At 62.5% G+C, this 14,964-nt stretch carries 14 protein-coding genes and 1 pseudogene; 12 read left to right on the top strand and 3 right to left on the bottom strand.

Features of this window, described 5'->3' with window-relative positions; all coding sequences use genetic code 11:
* Positions 1 to 108 (top strand): annotated as a pseudogene (locus tag J4G32_RS07340) (IS5/IS1182 family transposase); the annotation flags it as partial.
* On the opposite strand, the gene J4G32_RS07335 reads toward J4G32_RS07340, so the two are convergent.
* The gene (locus J4G32_RS07335) at positions 103 to 447 is read right to left on the bottom strand and encodes a hypothetical protein (protein WP_210485431.1); all 345 of its coding nucleotides are present in this window, start codon (positions 445 to 447) and stop codon (positions 103 to 105) included. The pseudogene J4G32_RS07340 and the gene J4G32_RS07335 overlap by 6 nt on opposite strands.
* Positions 448 to 1,472: 1,025 nt before the next feature.
* Here J4G32_RS07335 and J4G32_RS07330 point away from each other — a divergent pair.
* On the top strand, positions 1,473 to 2,198 hold the full coding sequence (locus J4G32_RS07330; protein ID WP_210485430.1) for an aspartate/glutamate racemase family protein: 726 nt from the start codon (positions 1,473 to 1,475) through the stop codon (positions 2,196 to 2,198).
* Here the strand turns inward: J4G32_RS07330 and J4G32_RS07325 are convergent.
* Together J4G32_RS07325 and J4G32_RS07320 are read right to left on the bottom strand one after the other, a co-directional pair.
* Positions 2,195 to 2,524 carry an NIPSNAP family protein gene (locus tag J4G32_RS07325; protein WP_210485429.1) on the bottom strand — a complete coding sequence of 110 codons (330 nt, stop codon included), beginning with the start codon at positions 2,522 to 2,524 and terminating at the stop codon, positions 2,195 to 2,197. The genes J4G32_RS07330 and J4G32_RS07325 overlap by 4 nt on opposite strands.
* A 16-nt stretch (positions 2,525 to 2,540) precedes the next feature.
* Positions 2,541 to 3,011, bottom strand: coding sequence for an Lrp/AsnC family transcriptional regulator (locus J4G32_RS07320; protein ID WP_210485428.1), 471 nt, complete (start codon positions 3,009 to 3,011; stop codon positions 2,541 to 2,543).
* 250 nt (positions 3,012 to 3,261) lie between these two features.
* On the opposite strand from J4G32_RS07320, the gene J4G32_RS07315 reads away from it, so the two are divergent.
* From J4G32_RS07315 to J4G32_RS07270, 10 genes are all read left to right on the top strand, one after another.
* On the top strand, positions 3,262 to 5,046 hold the full coding sequence (locus tag J4G32_RS07315) for a M28 family metallopeptidase (RefSeq protein ID WP_210485427.1): 1,785 nt from the start codon (positions 3,262 to 3,264) through the stop codon (positions 5,044 to 5,046).
* Positions 5,033 to 5,839, top strand: coding sequence for an SDR family NAD(P)-dependent oxidoreductase (locus J4G32_RS07310; RefSeq protein ID WP_210485426.1), 807 nt, complete (start codon positions 5,033 to 5,035; stop codon positions 5,837 to 5,839). The genes J4G32_RS07315 and J4G32_RS07310 overlap by 14 nt, the downstream gene beginning before the upstream one ends.
* 6 nt (positions 5,840 to 5,845) lie before the next feature.
* Positions 5,846 to 7,684: a gamma-glutamyltransferase family protein gene (locus J4G32_RS07305; protein WP_343232602.1), complete on the top strand. Its 1,839-nt coding sequence runs from the start codon at positions 5,846 to 5,848 to the stop codon at positions 7,682 to 7,684.
* Between the two features lie 62 nt (positions 7,685 to 7,746).
* The gene (locus tag J4G32_RS07300) at positions 7,747 to 9,279 is read left to right on the top strand and encodes an ABC transporter substrate-binding protein (RefSeq protein WP_210485425.1); all 1,533 of its coding nucleotides are present in this window, start codon (positions 7,747 to 7,749) and stop codon (positions 9,277 to 9,279) included.
* A gap of 37 nt (positions 9,280 to 9,316) precedes the next feature.
* Positions 9,317 to 10,234, top strand: a complete 918-nt coding sequence (locus tag J4G32_RS07295) for an ABC transporter permease (RefSeq protein ID WP_210485424.1) — start codon at positions 9,317 to 9,319, stop codon at positions 10,232 to 10,234.
* On the top strand, positions 10,234 to 11,130 hold the full coding sequence (locus J4G32_RS07290) for an ABC transporter permease (RefSeq protein ID WP_246504797.1): 897 nt from the start codon (positions 10,234 to 10,236) through the stop codon (positions 11,128 to 11,130). Before J4G32_RS07295 ends, J4G32_RS07290 begins: the two co-directional genes overlap by 1 nt.
* Positions 11,131 to 12,141, top strand: a complete 1,011-nt coding sequence (locus J4G32_RS07285) for an ABC transporter ATP-binding protein (protein WP_210485422.1) — start codon at positions 11,131 to 11,133, stop codon at positions 12,139 to 12,141.
* Positions 12,138 to 13,136 (top strand): ABC transporter ATP-binding protein, encoded by a 999-nt coding sequence (locus tag J4G32_RS07280; protein ID WP_210485421.1) that lies wholly within the window; start codon positions 12,138 to 12,140, stop codon positions 13,134 to 13,136. The genes J4G32_RS07285 and J4G32_RS07280 overlap by 4 nt, the downstream gene beginning before the upstream one ends.
* Complete coding sequence (locus J4G32_RS07275; protein ID WP_343232601.1) at positions 13,133 to 13,900, top strand: SDR family NAD(P)-dependent oxidoreductase; 768 nt, start codon at positions 13,133 to 13,135, stop codon at positions 13,898 to 13,900. The genes J4G32_RS07280 and J4G32_RS07275 overlap by 4 nt, the downstream gene beginning before the upstream one ends.
* 11 nt (positions 13,901 to 13,911) lie before the next feature.
* On the top strand, positions 13,912 to 14,607 hold the full coding sequence (locus J4G32_RS07270; RefSeq protein ID WP_210485420.1) for an RraA family protein: 696 nt from the start codon (positions 13,912 to 13,914) through the stop codon (positions 14,605 to 14,607).
* Positions 14,608 to 14,964 lie beyond the last annotated feature (357 nt).

Genomic DNA, 14,964 nt, shown 5'->3' with positions numbered 1-14,964 from the left:
TTCGGACGCCTGAAGGACTGGCGTCGTGTCGCTACACGCTACGATCGATGCCCGACGGTCTTCTTCTCAGCCATCGCCCTCGCCGCCACCGTCATCTTCTGGCTATAGCCAATGAGTCCTGACCCTAGCCAGCATGTGGCCGACCAGATCGTCGTGATGGAGCCGTCGCATAGTGATCACGATCGCACCGTGCTTGTCATTCAAGCGCGTGACGAGGGTGTTGTCGAAGGCCTCATTGACCCGGCGACTTTCGTTTCGGATGGCGTATCTGAGGCATTGATTGGATCGTCCGCCGCAATGATCGGCGCCGCGGCTCAGGATAGAACCACCCATGCCGGCTGCAAATCGATATCCCCTTAAGGTCGTCATGAGATCGGTGTTGCGTGGATGCCGCGATGTCAGCTGCAGGTGCGGAGACAGCGCTTGGTACCACGGGCGCTCGATCATGGTACGAGTGTCAACGGATAGCTTGCGAGCAAAGTCATCCGCGTAAGAAACGCAGATGATGCGTTTGATTGGATCCGCCCCTTTATCCAGGCAAGAAATTCAACTGAGACGGTAATCGAATTCATCGAGCGGGGCGGGACTTTTATGATGAGGCGGCGTACATCGCCACGCGCAACCCGCATCAGCCGCCAACTGAGATGGTCGATGTGCCAGTTGTGCTAGTAGGGCGTTCCGGGTTCGGGGCTGGCAAAGACTTTCTAGCTGAAGGCCGACAACTCCTGCCATAGGATGGCTCGCAGGATTCGCGAGCGATTAGTGATGGTGCGAATCCTCCTCAGCCTTTCCATCTTCAGGAACAGGTTGCGGGCTGGGATGCCCCGAAGAGCCGAGGATCCGCTCCAGGAGCGCAAGATTCTCCTCGGGGAGCACGTCCGATCGGTCGATCCACCGGCCCGCCAGTCGCTCATAGCGATCAAGCAGGCTGTCGATTGTTCGCGGTTGGCACCGGAGGGCCTCCTTGGCCTGACGGAGAAGGATGGTCTCGATGAGGGGGCTTTCCGGTTGCGGCCGTTCTCGCTCAGTTCGAGACTGCTGCGCACTGTTAGATGGAATCAATTTATTGCTTCCCTGTACATTTCCTTCTGAGAAGGGAAAGGGTAGGGGGAGAACGGTTGTTTACAGACTGCCTCCACCACCCAATATTCCTCGGATCAACAGCTCTGACGCTTCTGGCGATCGTCGCTAATGCGGCACCGGCTGCCCCGGTTCCGGCAAGCACTGACCCCGTCTCCGTGAAATGCAGGTTCCACCTGATTCGTCGCGGGACCAAAGGGTCTCCCGGGTCACGCCCTCCAAAAACGCCATGGCGTCGTGAACGTGCCAGTCGCGTTCGAGCCACGGACGTGATATTCCGCCCCGATTGCCGAGGAGCGTGACATCTGGCTCTTTGACCGAAACCCGGCGTGCTTGTTCGAGGGTGGAACCTCCCCTATCAGCAGCAGGGAATCGCGATCGGAGAGAGCACCATGCCAGAGCAACAGGTCATCGGGTTGATCGGCGGGATGAGTTGGGAAAGCTCGGCCGAATATTACCGCATCATCAACCAGCGGGTGCGCGACAGGCTGGGCGGCTTGCGCTCGGCGCGGTGCCTGATGTGGTCGTTCGATTTCGGCGAGATCGAAGCCCTGCAACAGGCCGGACGCTGGGATGAGGCGGCGGAGCTGATGATCGATGCGGCCCGGCGGCTGGAACGCGGCGGGGCCGATTTCTTCCTGATCTGCACCAACACCATGCACCGCATGGCCGACACGGTCGCGGCCGCGGTCCACATCCCGCTGCTTCATATTGTCGATCCGACCGCCCAGCGCATCGAGGCTGCGGGCTTCCGGCGTGTGGGGCTGCTCGGCACGGCCTTCACCATGGAGCAGGATTTCTACAAGGGACGCCTGCAGAACCGATTCGGTCTCGATGTGCTTGTTCCCGAAAGCGAGGACCGCGCGGCCATCCATCGCATCATCTACGACGAACTGGTCCAGGGCCGGGTCGAGCCCCACTCACGAGCGGTGTATCGCGCGGTGATCGGACGCCTCGTCGAGCAAGGGGCCGAGGCTGTGATCCTCGGCTGCACCGAAATCATGCTGCTGGTGAAGCCGGAAGACAGCCAGGTCCCCTTGTTCGATACGACCGGCCTGCATGCGGAGGCGGCAGTCGAGCGAGCTCTCGCAGACGTCCGCTCCGTCCCGGTCCCTTAGGGCGTCCGGACGAAAGACAGCGGGGCGAACGCCACAGGCTTCAGGATCTGGCTGTCCTTGTCCTTGATCAGCCCATACATGTCCTTGGCCCGGTCGATGAAAGCCGGATCGCTGTAGAGCGCGGCCCGGCGCGCCTCGCGATCGTTCCAGTCCTTGTAGGCCCACAGTTGGGTGACTTGCTCGATCGGCCCGGTCTCCGACGTGAAGAAGCCGACGCAATGGCCGAGCTGCTGCTGCAGATTTTGAAACGACCCGTCCGTATAGGCTTTAAGGTAATCCTTCATCATGCCCGAATGCATGGTGTAAGTGCGCTTTTCGACAATCACGTCAATCTCCCTGTTTCTATGAATTCTGGTTCTGCAGATCGAACCAGGCTTCCCACGTCCACGAACTCTTGAGCGTCTTCACAAGCGGAAAGATTTCCGTCGCGATGATATCCGGCATGCGCCGCGGCAATTCGTTGCGCACGAAATCATGCAGGCTGGGAATGCTGGTGTGCAGGCTTTGAAAAATGATGTCGGCATTGCCGAGCGAAATCGAAACGAACCGCACCGCCGAATACTCGGAGATGAGCTGCGCGTATTCCTCGATGCGACTTGGCAGAACCTTGAAATGCACCATCGCCACGACATCGAAACCCAGCGCCTGCAAGTTGCCGACAGCGGTAATGCGGATGAGGTCGTCGCTTGTGAGCCGGCTGACCCGCTGCCGGATGGAGGCTTCCGACACGTTGAGATCGCGCGCGATATCCCGATAGGAACGCCGACCATCCTCCGCCAATGCGCTGATGATGCGTTGATCGAGTTTATCCAAGACCTGCCTATCCGTCCGTTGTTCGCAAGCACAATCGATCAAGGCCGTCGCTAATGCAAGCCGTCGACTGCCTGATTTCGCAACGCAATGCGCAGTGATTAAGCACTTCTTGGTGTTGACTGCGCAACTGAATTGGTACGTATTAGCGAAATGCGCAATTTCTACCGATTGTCCGACGTAACATTGTAATCACTGCAAATTGCCGTTGAGGAACAATCCATCAGCGGGTCAAAAACCCTAGGTCATCCACGTGACGTTGAACCGCACTTTCGCGAGCATGATCGAGGACGTCGACGGCGCGCAACTCCAGAGCCATCTCGTGGAGTTTTCGCGCTGGATCAAGGAAGCTGGAAGCGACGGGGAACGCGCGAGCCTGGCCTATGTCCGCGCCTGCCTCGACGGCTTTGGCTACAGCACCGACCTCATTCTCCACGACGCCTATATCAGCCTGCCGCGCGAGGCCTCGATCGAGATCGCGGGCGAACGCCTTGCGTGCATCACCCACTCGTTTTCACAGAGCACGCTGCCGGTCGGAACCAGGGGCCGGGGAATCGTCATCGGCGCTGGCGCGCCGGGAGATTTCGCATCGACTGACGTTCAGGGACGGATCGTCATCGTCGACGGAATTGCGACACCGCCAGTCGCGATGCGGGCCGCAAAGGCTGGTGCCATCGGTCAGATCCACGTGTCCCCGCATGACCACCGCCACGAGATGTGCATTTCGCCAGTGTGGGGAAACCCCTCGCACGAGACGCTTCCCAATCTCCCGGTGACTGTCGTCGTCAGCGTCACGAAGACGGTGGGCGAGCAGTTGAAGGCGCGGTTGATGGCCGATCCGGATTGTGAGATTTCGCTTCATGCCGCCGTCGATACCGGCTGGCGCAAGACACCGATTCTCGTGGCCGAACTCCCCGCGCCTGCGGGCGGGATGACGGATCCATTCGTGATGTTCACCGGGCATCACGACACCTGGCACTACGGCGTGATGGATAATGGCGGCGCCAATGCCACCATGATCGAGGTCGCCCGGCTCTGTGCGCTTCACCGCGACCAGTGGTTGAGAGGGCTCCGCCTGATCTTCTGGTCCGGCCATTCGCAAGGGCGATATTCCAGCTCGGCCTGGTATGCCGACACGCATTGGGAAGAGATCCACCGCCGCGCCGTTGCCCATGTGAACATCGATTCGACCGGCGCGCGGGGCAACGTGGTCCTGTTTGACGCGCAGGCCGACGCAGAGCTGGTGAGCCTCGCACGCGAGGCGGTGCGACAGCATGCCGATCAGGATTTCGCGGGCCACCGCGTCGCGCGGGCCGGCGACCAATCATTCTGGGGAATCGGCGTCCCGGCCATTTTTTCGAGCCTTGGCGAGCAGCCGGCGTCAGATGCGCCGGTTGCTGCCGCGATGCTGTTTGGCGGCCCTGGGCGTAAGGGTGCGGGAACGGGTTGGTGGTGGCACACGCCCGACGATACCCTCGACAAGATGGACGTGTCCATCGCGATCCGCGACACGCAGATCTATCTCCACGTGGTCTGGGCTCTGTTGTCGCGCACCGTGCTGCCGCTCGATTACGCCGCCCATGTGGGCGCATTGCAGCAGAGGCTGGAGCATGACCGTCGCTTGGTCGATGGTCGCTTCGACCTGTCGCCAATGAGCGCCCGCGCCGATGCGCTCAAAGCGGATCTCGATATCCTCAATCACATCGCCGCCGGCGACGTCACCACTGAGCAAGCCGCTGCCATCAATGCGTGCCTCATGGCAGTGTCGCGCGCACTTGTTCCGATCGAGCACACAATCGGAGATCGGTTCGAGCATGACCCGGCGCTGGCCGTCGCAGCCTACGCGACGCTTTCGCCGCTGGCCACGCTTGCCGCGAGCGAGCGCGGCTCCGACGCCGAGAAATTCGCCACCGTGGCATTGACGCGCGCGCAGAACCGAATCGCTTGGGCGCTGCTCCAGGCAGGCGACGCCGTGCGCACCTGTCTGATTGCTCTTGATGGCGACACACACAAAGGACAAGCCGATGCTGCTCCCTGACCGTTCGGCGATCGTCACCGGTGGCGCAGGCCTGCTGGGACGCGGAATCGTCGAGACCTTCCTGCGGGAGGGCGCCTCGGTGGTTGTCGTGGATCGCAACGTCGAGGGCGCGACCGCGCTCGCGGAAAGGCTCGGCAACGCGGGTCTGCCCCGCGTTGCTGTCGTCACCGGGGACGTCACCGACGAGGCGGAGGTCGATCGTATCGTCGCCGACGCAGAGGCGTTCTTCGGGCCGGTCAACTCGGTGGTGAGCTGTGCGGGACAATATGCCAACTGCGCCATCGTCGATATGAGTGTGCAGGAATGGGATCGGATCTTCGCGCTCAATGCCCGCAGCACCATGCTGGTCGGTCGGGCCTATGCGCGGCAATGGATGGAGCGCAATGTGAAGGGCTCCATCGTCAACATCTCGTCCGGCGCCGGCCGCTCGGCGCGCGCCGGAAGTGCGCATTACGCGGCCTCGAAAGCGGCCGTCAACATGCTCACGCAGGTGATGGCCATCGAGTTCGGACCCTACGGGATCCGCGTCAACGCTGTCGCGCCCTCTGTCGTTCTGGATCGGGTTGTGATCGCGGGCGAAACGGAGGAGCATCCCTACATCGACATGATGCTGCAGGGAACGCCGTTGCGGCGCACCGGCCGACCTGACGATGTGGCCAATGCGGTGGCATTTCTCGCGTCCGACCAGGCGGCCTGGATGACAGGGACGCTGGTGGATGTGTCGGGAGGGTCCCATTGCGGCCGGACGCATGTGCCGCTGACCACCAATTCCACCTTCAACCCCGGGAGATAGGCGTTGGTGCAGGTCTTCAGCAACGGCGCCTTCACAACGCGGCCAGAAATCCGCGGGACGTTCGGCTGTGCGGCCGCGACCCATTGGCTCGCTGCCGCGACTGCCATGCGCATGCTGGAGAACGGCGGCAACGCCTTCGATGCCGCCGTTGCGGCGGGGTTTGCCCTGCAGGTTCTGGAACCCCATCTCAATGGGCCGGCCGGCGAGGTTCCGATCATGCTCTGGAATGCGCAGCAGAAACGGGCCGACGTGATCTGCGGACAGGGCGTTGCGCCGCAAGGGGCAACCATCGATGCCTTCCGGTCGCTCGGCCTCGACATGGTTCCAGGCACGGGGCCGCTGGCCGCTTGCGTGCCGGGCGCGTTCGGCGCGTGGCTGATGCTCCTGCGCGATCACGGCACGATGCGGTTGGAAGAGGTTCTCAGACCCGCCATCGAATTTGCCGGGGGCGGCTTCTCGCTGAACGCGCGGGTTGCCCAGACCATGGCGTCGATGGAAGACCTGTTCCGCTCCGAATGGACGAGTTCGGCTGAAATCTATCTGCCCCACGGCGCGCCTCCGCTTGCCGGGCACCTGTTTCGCAACAGGACGCTCGCCGCAACCTTCGAACGGATCCTGCGCGAGAGCGAAGGCGGAGGGCGCGAGGTGCAGATCGAGCGGGCACATCATCTGTGGTATGAAGGTTTTGTCGCCGAAGCGATCGAGCGCGCAGCCGCCGTCCCTGTGCTTGATTCCACCGGCCGGCATCACACGGGCTTTCTGACGGCCGCCGACATGGCGGCCTGGAAACCCACATACGAGGCGCCTGTTTCCCGTCACTACGCAGGTGTCGAGGTATTCAAATGCGGAGCCTGGACACAAGGGCCGGCTTTTCTCGAATGGCTCGGATTGCTCGAGGGCACGGGCGTAGGCGATCTCGATCCGCTCGGCGCCGATTTCATCCACCTCGTCGTCGAAACCGGCAAGCTCGCCCTAGCCGATCGCGACGCGTGGCTCGGCGACGACACGTCGCCTGTGGATGCCTTGCTCAGCGATTCCTATCTCGAGTCCCGGCGGCATTGCGTGGGCGATACCAGCAGCGCGGAACTCCGCCCGGGCTCGCCGCTCGGACGCGAGCCGAAGCTGCCCCCGCGCCATCTTCTCGGCGCTTCGTTCTCCTCCGCGCCAGGGGTGGGCGAGCCGACCTTTGCCAAGGATCCCGAAGGCCGCAAGAAGGCCGCGATGGATTTCGCCGGCTTCGATCCGTATGGCCGGGGCGACACCTGTCACATCGCCGTGACGGATCGATTTGGCAACATGGTTGCGGCCACGCCGTCAGGGGGATGGTTTCAGGCAAGTCCCGTCGTGCCGGAACTCGGCTTTGGATTGGGCACCCGCGCTCAGATGTTCTGGCTCGTGGACGGGTTGCCGTCATCGCTAGCCCCCGGCAAGCGACCGCGCACGACGCTCACGCCGACCATGGTCGCCAAGGATGGCGCGCCCTCCCTGGCCTTTGGAACCCCGGGCGGCGACCAGCAGGAACAATGGTCGATCGCTTTCCTCTTGCGTCACCTGCATCATGGCTTCAACCTTCAGCAGGCTATCGATGCGCCAGCCTTTCACACGGGTCATCTGATCAGTTCCTTCTGGCCGCGCGAGTTCAAGCCGTCCTCGGTCATCCTGGAGAAGCGCTTCGGACAGGATGTGGGCAAAGCGCTGGAGGCGAGGGGGCACCGGATCGAATGGGCGGCCGAGTGGTCGCTCGGGCGTCTCTGCGCAGTGGGTCGCGAGACGGCCGGCAACGACGTGATTCTGAAGTCCGCCGCGAATGCGCGGGGAATGCAGGACTATGCGGTGGGACGATGACAACGATCACAGACGACAATCAGCGACCAACATCAGGCATAACGAGACCAGGAGTGACACGAATGAGAGTTGCATCACGACTCAGGACATTGTTCGCCGCAACGGCGCTCATGGCCTCCGCCTTCGCCGCGCAGCCCGCGCTGGCCAACAAGGCGGATTCCACCCTGCGATGGATCAGCCGCTACCCGATCGACTCCATCGATCCCTATTACAACACTGCCCGCGAAGCTCTCGTGATCAACGGACAGCTCGTCTGGGACACGCTGATCTGGCGGGATCCGCAGAGTGGCGAGTACAAGCCGCTTCTGGCGAAAGAGTGGAAGTGGGTAGACGACACCACGCTGGAATTCACGCTGCGCGATGACGTCAAATGGCATGATGACACGCCGCTGACGGCCGATGACGCCGTCTACACGTTCAACCGTGTGTCCAAGACCGAAGCCAAGATCCCCGTTCCCACCAATGTGAACTGGATCAAGGGCGCTGAGAAGACAGGCCCGCTCACCTTCCGGCTGTTCCTGAAGCAACCGTTCCCGGTCGCGCTTGAGTATCTGTCGTCGCTGCTGCCCGTCCTGCCCAACAACCTTTACGGTCCCAACGGCGAGGCGCCTGCGGTTGAAAAGGTTGTCGGCACGGGCCCCTACAAGGTCACCAGCTTCACGCCGAGCGCGAGCATCTCGATTGAACTCACCGGCAAGTACTTCAAGGACAGCCCGAAGGGTCAGCCGACGATCAAGAAGATGGCCTATCGGGTCATTCCGGACAACTCGACGCAGATCGCGGAGATTCTCAGCGGCAATGCCGACTGGATCTGGAATGTAGCCTCCGACCAGGCTGCCCGACTTGCCTCTCGGCCGGGGATCGTCGTGAAATCCGTCGAGACCATGCGGCTCAGCTTCATCACGTTCAACACCCGCGAAACCGCAACGAAGAATCCGCTGGCAGATGTGCGCGTGCGCCAGGCGATTGCTCATGCCATCGACCGGGACAAGATCATCAAGAGCATGGTGGGCGATGGCGCGAACGTGCCGCTGTCGGCCTGCTACAAGACCCAGTTCGGGTGCACTCAGGAGGTGACACAGTACAAGTACGATCCCGAACTGTCGAAGAAACTGCTGGCGGAGGCCGGTTATCCGAACGGCGTCACGCTCGACCTGCAGGCCTTCCGCAGTCGTGATTGGACCGCGGCGGTTGCAGGCTTCCTCAATGTCGTCGGAATCAAGACGACGATCAACTACATCCCCTATCCGGCCGCGCAGGAGCGTCTCGCCAAGGGTGAAATGCAGCTCTACCTGCAGGACAATGGCTGGCTGTCCATCAATGACACGGCTGGTCCGATGAACGTGTACTTCGCCGGCGACAGCTACGATGCAGCCCGCGATGCGGAGTTGACCGCTTGGGTCAAGGAAGCAGCCACCACGGTGGATCCGGAAAAGCGCAAGGCCCTCTACGACAAGGCGCTGAAGCGGATTTCCGACAAGGTGTACTGGCTCTCCATGTGGACGCATCCCAACGTCTATGCCTACACCCAGGATCTCGACGTGCCTCTCTATGCCGACGAGAACCCGCGCTTCTACTTTGCAAAATGGAAGTAAGGGGATCTGACGCCATGACAGCTTCAGGGTGCAGGCCATGATGGTCTACGCCCTGAAGCGGGCTGTCCTGGGTCTCGCCATCATGCTGACCATTTCGATGGCGGTGTTCGCGCTCACGAACATTGCCAGCGATCCGGCCATCGCGATCGCGGGCGAAGGCGCCACCGCGACGGATGTGGAGGCCGTGCGGCAACGCTACGGCTTCGATCGCCCCGTGGTGGAGCGATATGCGGAATGGCTCGGCCATGCTGTTCGGGGGGATTTCGGAATGTCCTACCGCCAGCAAAGGCCTGTCGCGCGGGTGGTGCTTGAGCGCTTTCCGGTCACGTTCACGCTGGCTTGTCTTGCGCTCGGTTTCAGTCTCGCGCTGGCGCTGCCGCTCGCCATGTTCGCGGCGCTGTGGCCCAACTCGATGATCGACCGCTTCGCGGTGCTCACCGCTCTGGTCGCGCAGGCCGTTCCGACATTCTGGCTCTCGCTTCTGGGCATTCTCGTCTTCAGTGTGGAACTCGGATGGCTGCCGGTGTCGGGCTCGACGAGTTTCGTCCACTACATCCTTCCGGCTGCCTGCCTGGGTTTCTTCGCCATGCCGGCGATCCTGCGGCTGACCCGTGCCGGTCTTCTCGAGGTGCTGGAGGCCGACTACATCCGCACAGCACGGGCCAAGGGCCTTCGCACGCCCACCATCCTCGTGAAGCATGCGCTGCGCAACGCCATCATCCCGGTGGTGTCGATTGCCTCCGTTCAGTTCGGCTATCTCCTGTCCGGCTCCGTCATTGTGGAGACTATCTTCGCCATGCAGGGCATCGGCTATCTGGCCTGGGAATCGGTTTCATCCGCCGATTTGCCCGTCGTTCAGGCCCTGGTTCTGGTGACGGCCTTCTTCTACGTCCTGCTCACGTTGTTCGCCGACATCCTCAACGCGTGGCTTGATCCCCGAATCAGGATCGCATGATGCAGCCGAGTGAACCCATCCCGTTGCGGGAAACCCGTCGCCGAGGGCGGCTTGCACGAGTCATCGTCGAGCGGCCCGGGCTTGTCCTTGGCATGCTGATTCTCGGCCTTATCGTGCTCGCGGCGATCTTTGCGCCTTACCTGACGCCGTACGATCCCTACGATCAGGACATCATGAGCCGACGGTTGCCGCCTGTCTGGAACGGGTGGTTCCTGGGTGATCCGCAGGCCACCATGGCGCATCCGTTCGGCACGGACAATGTGGGGCGCGACTACTGGGCGCGGCTGGTGTATGGGGCGCGGATCTCGCTCATTGTCGGTTTTGTCAGCGTTGCGATCTCAGGCTTCATCGGATCGGTGGTGGGCATCTCGGCCGGCTACTTCGGTGGCAAGGTGGACCTCGCCGCCAATTTTCTCATTCAGACCCGACTGGCGGTGCCGGTCATCCTCGTGGCGCTCGCTGCGGTGGCCGCATTCGGCGGTTCGCTGCAGATGATCATCCTGATCGCCGGTCTTCTTTTGTGGGACAGGGCTGCTGTCGTGACGCGCACCGTCACCCAGCAGATTGCAAAGCGCGATTTCATCAAGGCCGCCAAGGCCCTTGGCGCCAGCGATCTGAGAATTATCCTCACCGAGATCCTTCCCAATCTCGCAGCACCCCTCGCGGTCATTCTCACTGTCGAGATGGGACAGGTAATTCTCCTCGAAGCGTCGCTGTCATTCCTCGGTCTCGGCATTCCGCCGCCCGCCCCCTCCTGGGGACTTATGCTGGCCGAAGCCAAGGAAGACATCTTCTTCGCTCCGTGGGCAATCGCCATTCCGGGCGCCGCACTGTTTCTGCTCGTGCTGTCGACCAGCCTTGTCGGCGATGGATTGCAGAAGAGCAGGGAGCGCTAGATGACGGCACCATTGCTCAAGGTCGACGATCTTCATGTGCGGATCGGGGCGCGCGACAGACAGGTCCATGCGGTCCGTGGAATCTCGTTCGAGATTGCCCGCGGCGAGACGCTCAGCATCGTGGGCGAATCAGGCTGCGGGAAGTCGATGACGTCCCTTGCCGTCATGGGGTTGCTGCCGCGCACGGCACGGCGGGAAAGCCATGGCATCAGCATTGACGGTGCGCGGATCGACGGATTGTCGGACCGCGCCATGTCGGATTTGCGCGGGCTCAAGCTCGCCATGATCTTTCAGGAGCCGATGACGGCCCTCAACCCTGTCTACACGATCGGCAACCAACTTGAGGAAGCCTATCGTCGGCACAACCCGGCGGCAGCCCGGGGCGATGCCCGGGCGCGGGCCGTCTACCTGCTCGAGAAGGTCGGAATCACTGCAGCGTCGGAGCGACTGAACCAGTATCCGCACCAACTCTCGGGTGGTCTGCGACAGCGTGTCATGATCGCGATGGCCCTGATGTGCGGTCCCGACCTGATCATCGCCGACGAGCCGACAACGGCTCTCGACGTGACGATTCAGGCACAGATTCTGCGGCTCCTGCGCGACCTTCAGACGGAGTTCAATCTCAGCATCCTCCTGATCACCCACGATCTCGGAATCGTGGCGCGCACCGCCGATAAGGTCGCGGTCATGTATGCGGGAGAATTTGTCGAAACCGGAACCGCCCGCGAGGTCTTCAACGCACCGGCCCATCCCTACACCCGAGGGCTTCTGGCGGCGATTCCGGTGCCGGGCAAGACGGAGCGGGGCGGAAAGCTCGCGGCGATTCCGGGAACCGTTCCAAGCCTGACGGACCACCTTGAGGGCTGTTCGTTCTTTGGACGCTGCTCGCGCGCCGTGCCGGATTGCGCGCTCGGTCACGTGGCGCTGACGGAGCCGTCTGCCGGCCGGGCGTGGCGTTGCAGGCGGCCCTATCTCGAGGAGGCCGCCCATCAGGGGGGCGCGCTGTCATGAGCGCCGAACCGATGATCGACGTTCGTCGGATCAATGTGACGTTCAGCGTGTCACGTGGCTTCATGGCGGGCCGGAAACCTCTTCGGGCGGTCCAGGAGGTCGATCTTGTCGCGCATGCGGGCGAAACGCTGGCGATCGTGGGCGAGTCCGGATCGGGAAAGACGACGCTGGCCAATGCTATCTTGAATATCCACCCGCCCACGAGCGGCGAAATCTTTCTCGATGGGCGTGCGGTGCGCTCATTAGGTCGAAAGGAATTTGCCAGACAGGTCCAACCTGTTTTTCAGGACCCTTATTCGTCCCTGAACCCCCGGCGCAGCGTCGGCGCCACGATCATGCAGCCGCTGATCGTCCATGGCATCGGCGATCACGTCGAGCGCGAGCAGAAGCTCCTGCGGATCCTCGATCTCGTCGGCCTGCCCAGGCGCGTTGTGAACGCCCTGCCGCACCAGCTCTCGGGCGGACAGCGCCAGCGGGTTGCGATTGCCCGTGCGCTCATCATCGCACCGAAACTGCTGGTCTGCGATGAGCCCACGTCAGCCCTCGATGTGTCGGTGCAGGCACAGATCCTGAACCTCCTGCAGGATCTGCGAACGGAACTCGGACTAACCTACATCCTCATCACGCACAATCTCGCCGTGGTGGAACACATCGCCTCGCGCGTCGCTGTGATGTATCTGGGACGGATCGTCGAGGAGGCCTCGGTTGAGGATCTCTTCCGCGCGCCCAAGCACCCCTATACCATCGCGCTCCTCGAATCCGCGTTGACGCCCGATCCGACCCTCGGGTTGCCAGATCTCGGCCTGTCGAACGTCTTTCCGAATCCGATCGATCCGCCGAGCGGGTGTCATTTCCATCCGCGCTGCAACCGGACCTTCGCCCCCTGCTCGCGCGTCGCGCCGCGTTCGATCGTGAGCGACGGACACCGCCTTGAATGCCACCTCTACGATCCGGACATCATGTCCGCCCATAACGCCCATAGCGGAGACTTATGACGATGGAACTCGACCTCAAGGGCAAGAAGGTCCTGGTGACCGGCGCCACAAAGGGAATCGGCCGCGCGATTGCGGAATTGTTTGCTGCCGAAGGGGCGGAGTTGGCGATCTGCGCGCGCGACCCCGTGCGCGTTCAAGCCACCGCCGAAGCGCTGCGCGCGAAGGGCTGTGTCGTTCATGCCGAGTCCGTGGATGTGTCGGATCCAGAATCGCTGCGGCGTTGGGTGGCGGCGATGGCCGATGCTCTCGGCGGAATCGACATCTATGTGTCAAATGTCAGCGCGCTCGGTACGGTCAATGACGACGCAACCTGGCAGCGCAGCTTCGAGGTCGACATGCGCGGAACCGTCGTTGGAATTGACGCCGCCCTGCCTTTCATCGAGAAGTCTGAGGCTGGCTCTGTGGTGATCGTCAATACCACCGGTTCCGTCCAGGTTTACGGACCGCCGACACCGTATCCGGCCGTGAAGGCCGCCATGCTCGCGCACATGAAGTATCTCAGCGCCTTCCTTGCTCCCAAGAATGTCCGCGTCAACGCGGTATCCCCCGGCTCGATCTATTTCGAAGGCGGCGTCTGGGACCGGCGGCGGCAGAATGAGCCAGAGCGCTACGAGCGCATGCTGAAGCTCAATCCCATGGGGCGGTTCGGCAAGCCCGAAGAGGTGGCCAACGCGGTCGTGTTCCTCGCCAGCCCCGCGGCCGCCTACATCTCCGGCACCAATCTCGTGGTGGACGGAGCCTCGACAACCCGCGTCCAGAACTGAAGGATCTCACGATGTACGAAATCAACGAGATGCCCAAACAGATCGATCAGGACGTCCTTGATCTCCTCGCCCAGTGCCGGACGGAATCGATCGGCCATCATCGGCATTGGGGCTTTGCGCATGGCTCCATCAAGCCCGTGATGCCGGAACGACGGGTCGTCGGCACCGCGGTGACGGTCGCGGTGCCGGGCCATGATTCCGGCATGATCAGCCACCTTTTCAGTATGATGCGTCCGGGCGATTTCATCTGTATCGACCGGTTGGGTGACAACCACAATTCCTGCTGGGGTGGCGGCACAACCCTGGCGGCGAAAGTCGGTGGCGCCGTTGGCGTGGTGATCGACGGGCCATCGACCGGATCGTCCAAATGGCAGGAATACGATCTCCCGGGCTGGATCTCGGGTTATTCGCCGATCACATGCCACCCTTATGGCATGGGCGGCGCCATCAATGTGCCGATCTGCGTCGGCGGGGCGGCCGTCCTGCCGGGATACGCCGTACTGGCAGACGAGAGCGGCGTGATCTTCCTGCCGCCGGACGATGCCCGCTACCTCGCCGAGATGGCCTTGCAGCGCCAGTCCGTTCAGGGCCCGAATCTCGATCGCATCCGCGCCGGTGCCAAACAGGGCGATATGATCGGGATCACCGACAAGATCCTCAAGGGCGTCGCGGACGAGCGCTCCCGGAAGGCGGCGTCCAAGGGCTGACGGCGAAAACTTCGGATTCGAAGCCGATGGCGACTGGCTCGCGGGGCCGGGCAGGCGAGGGTGCCCGGAAGTCGTGCGCCACGACCCGTCGTCATTGACCTTGGTGTGGACCGATCCGCCAGCACCCCTACCCTGTCCATCACGCACAGGGTAGTCTTCATGATGGCGCAGGTCCTGGTGCGTCGCGGGATACTTGACCCATGGGTGTATCGGAAAAGGCGGCGCGGCGTCTGCCACCGCTCGACTTGGCGGCGCTCAGAGAGGCGGTTCTCGATCCCGCAACAAAGGGTCTGCCCTTCGGACTCGACGCGGTGCGGATCACCGACATCGCAGCGCAACGCTGGAATCTGCTGAACG

This window comes from Microvirga antarctica, assembly GCF_017921815.1.
Classification (GTDB): Bacteria; Pseudomonadota; Alphaproteobacteria; order Rhizobiales; family Beijerinckiaceae; genus Microvirga; species Microvirga antarctica.
The sequence above is the reverse complement of the archived record's forward strand: the minus strand, read 5'-3'. Positions and strand labels throughout refer to the sequence as shown.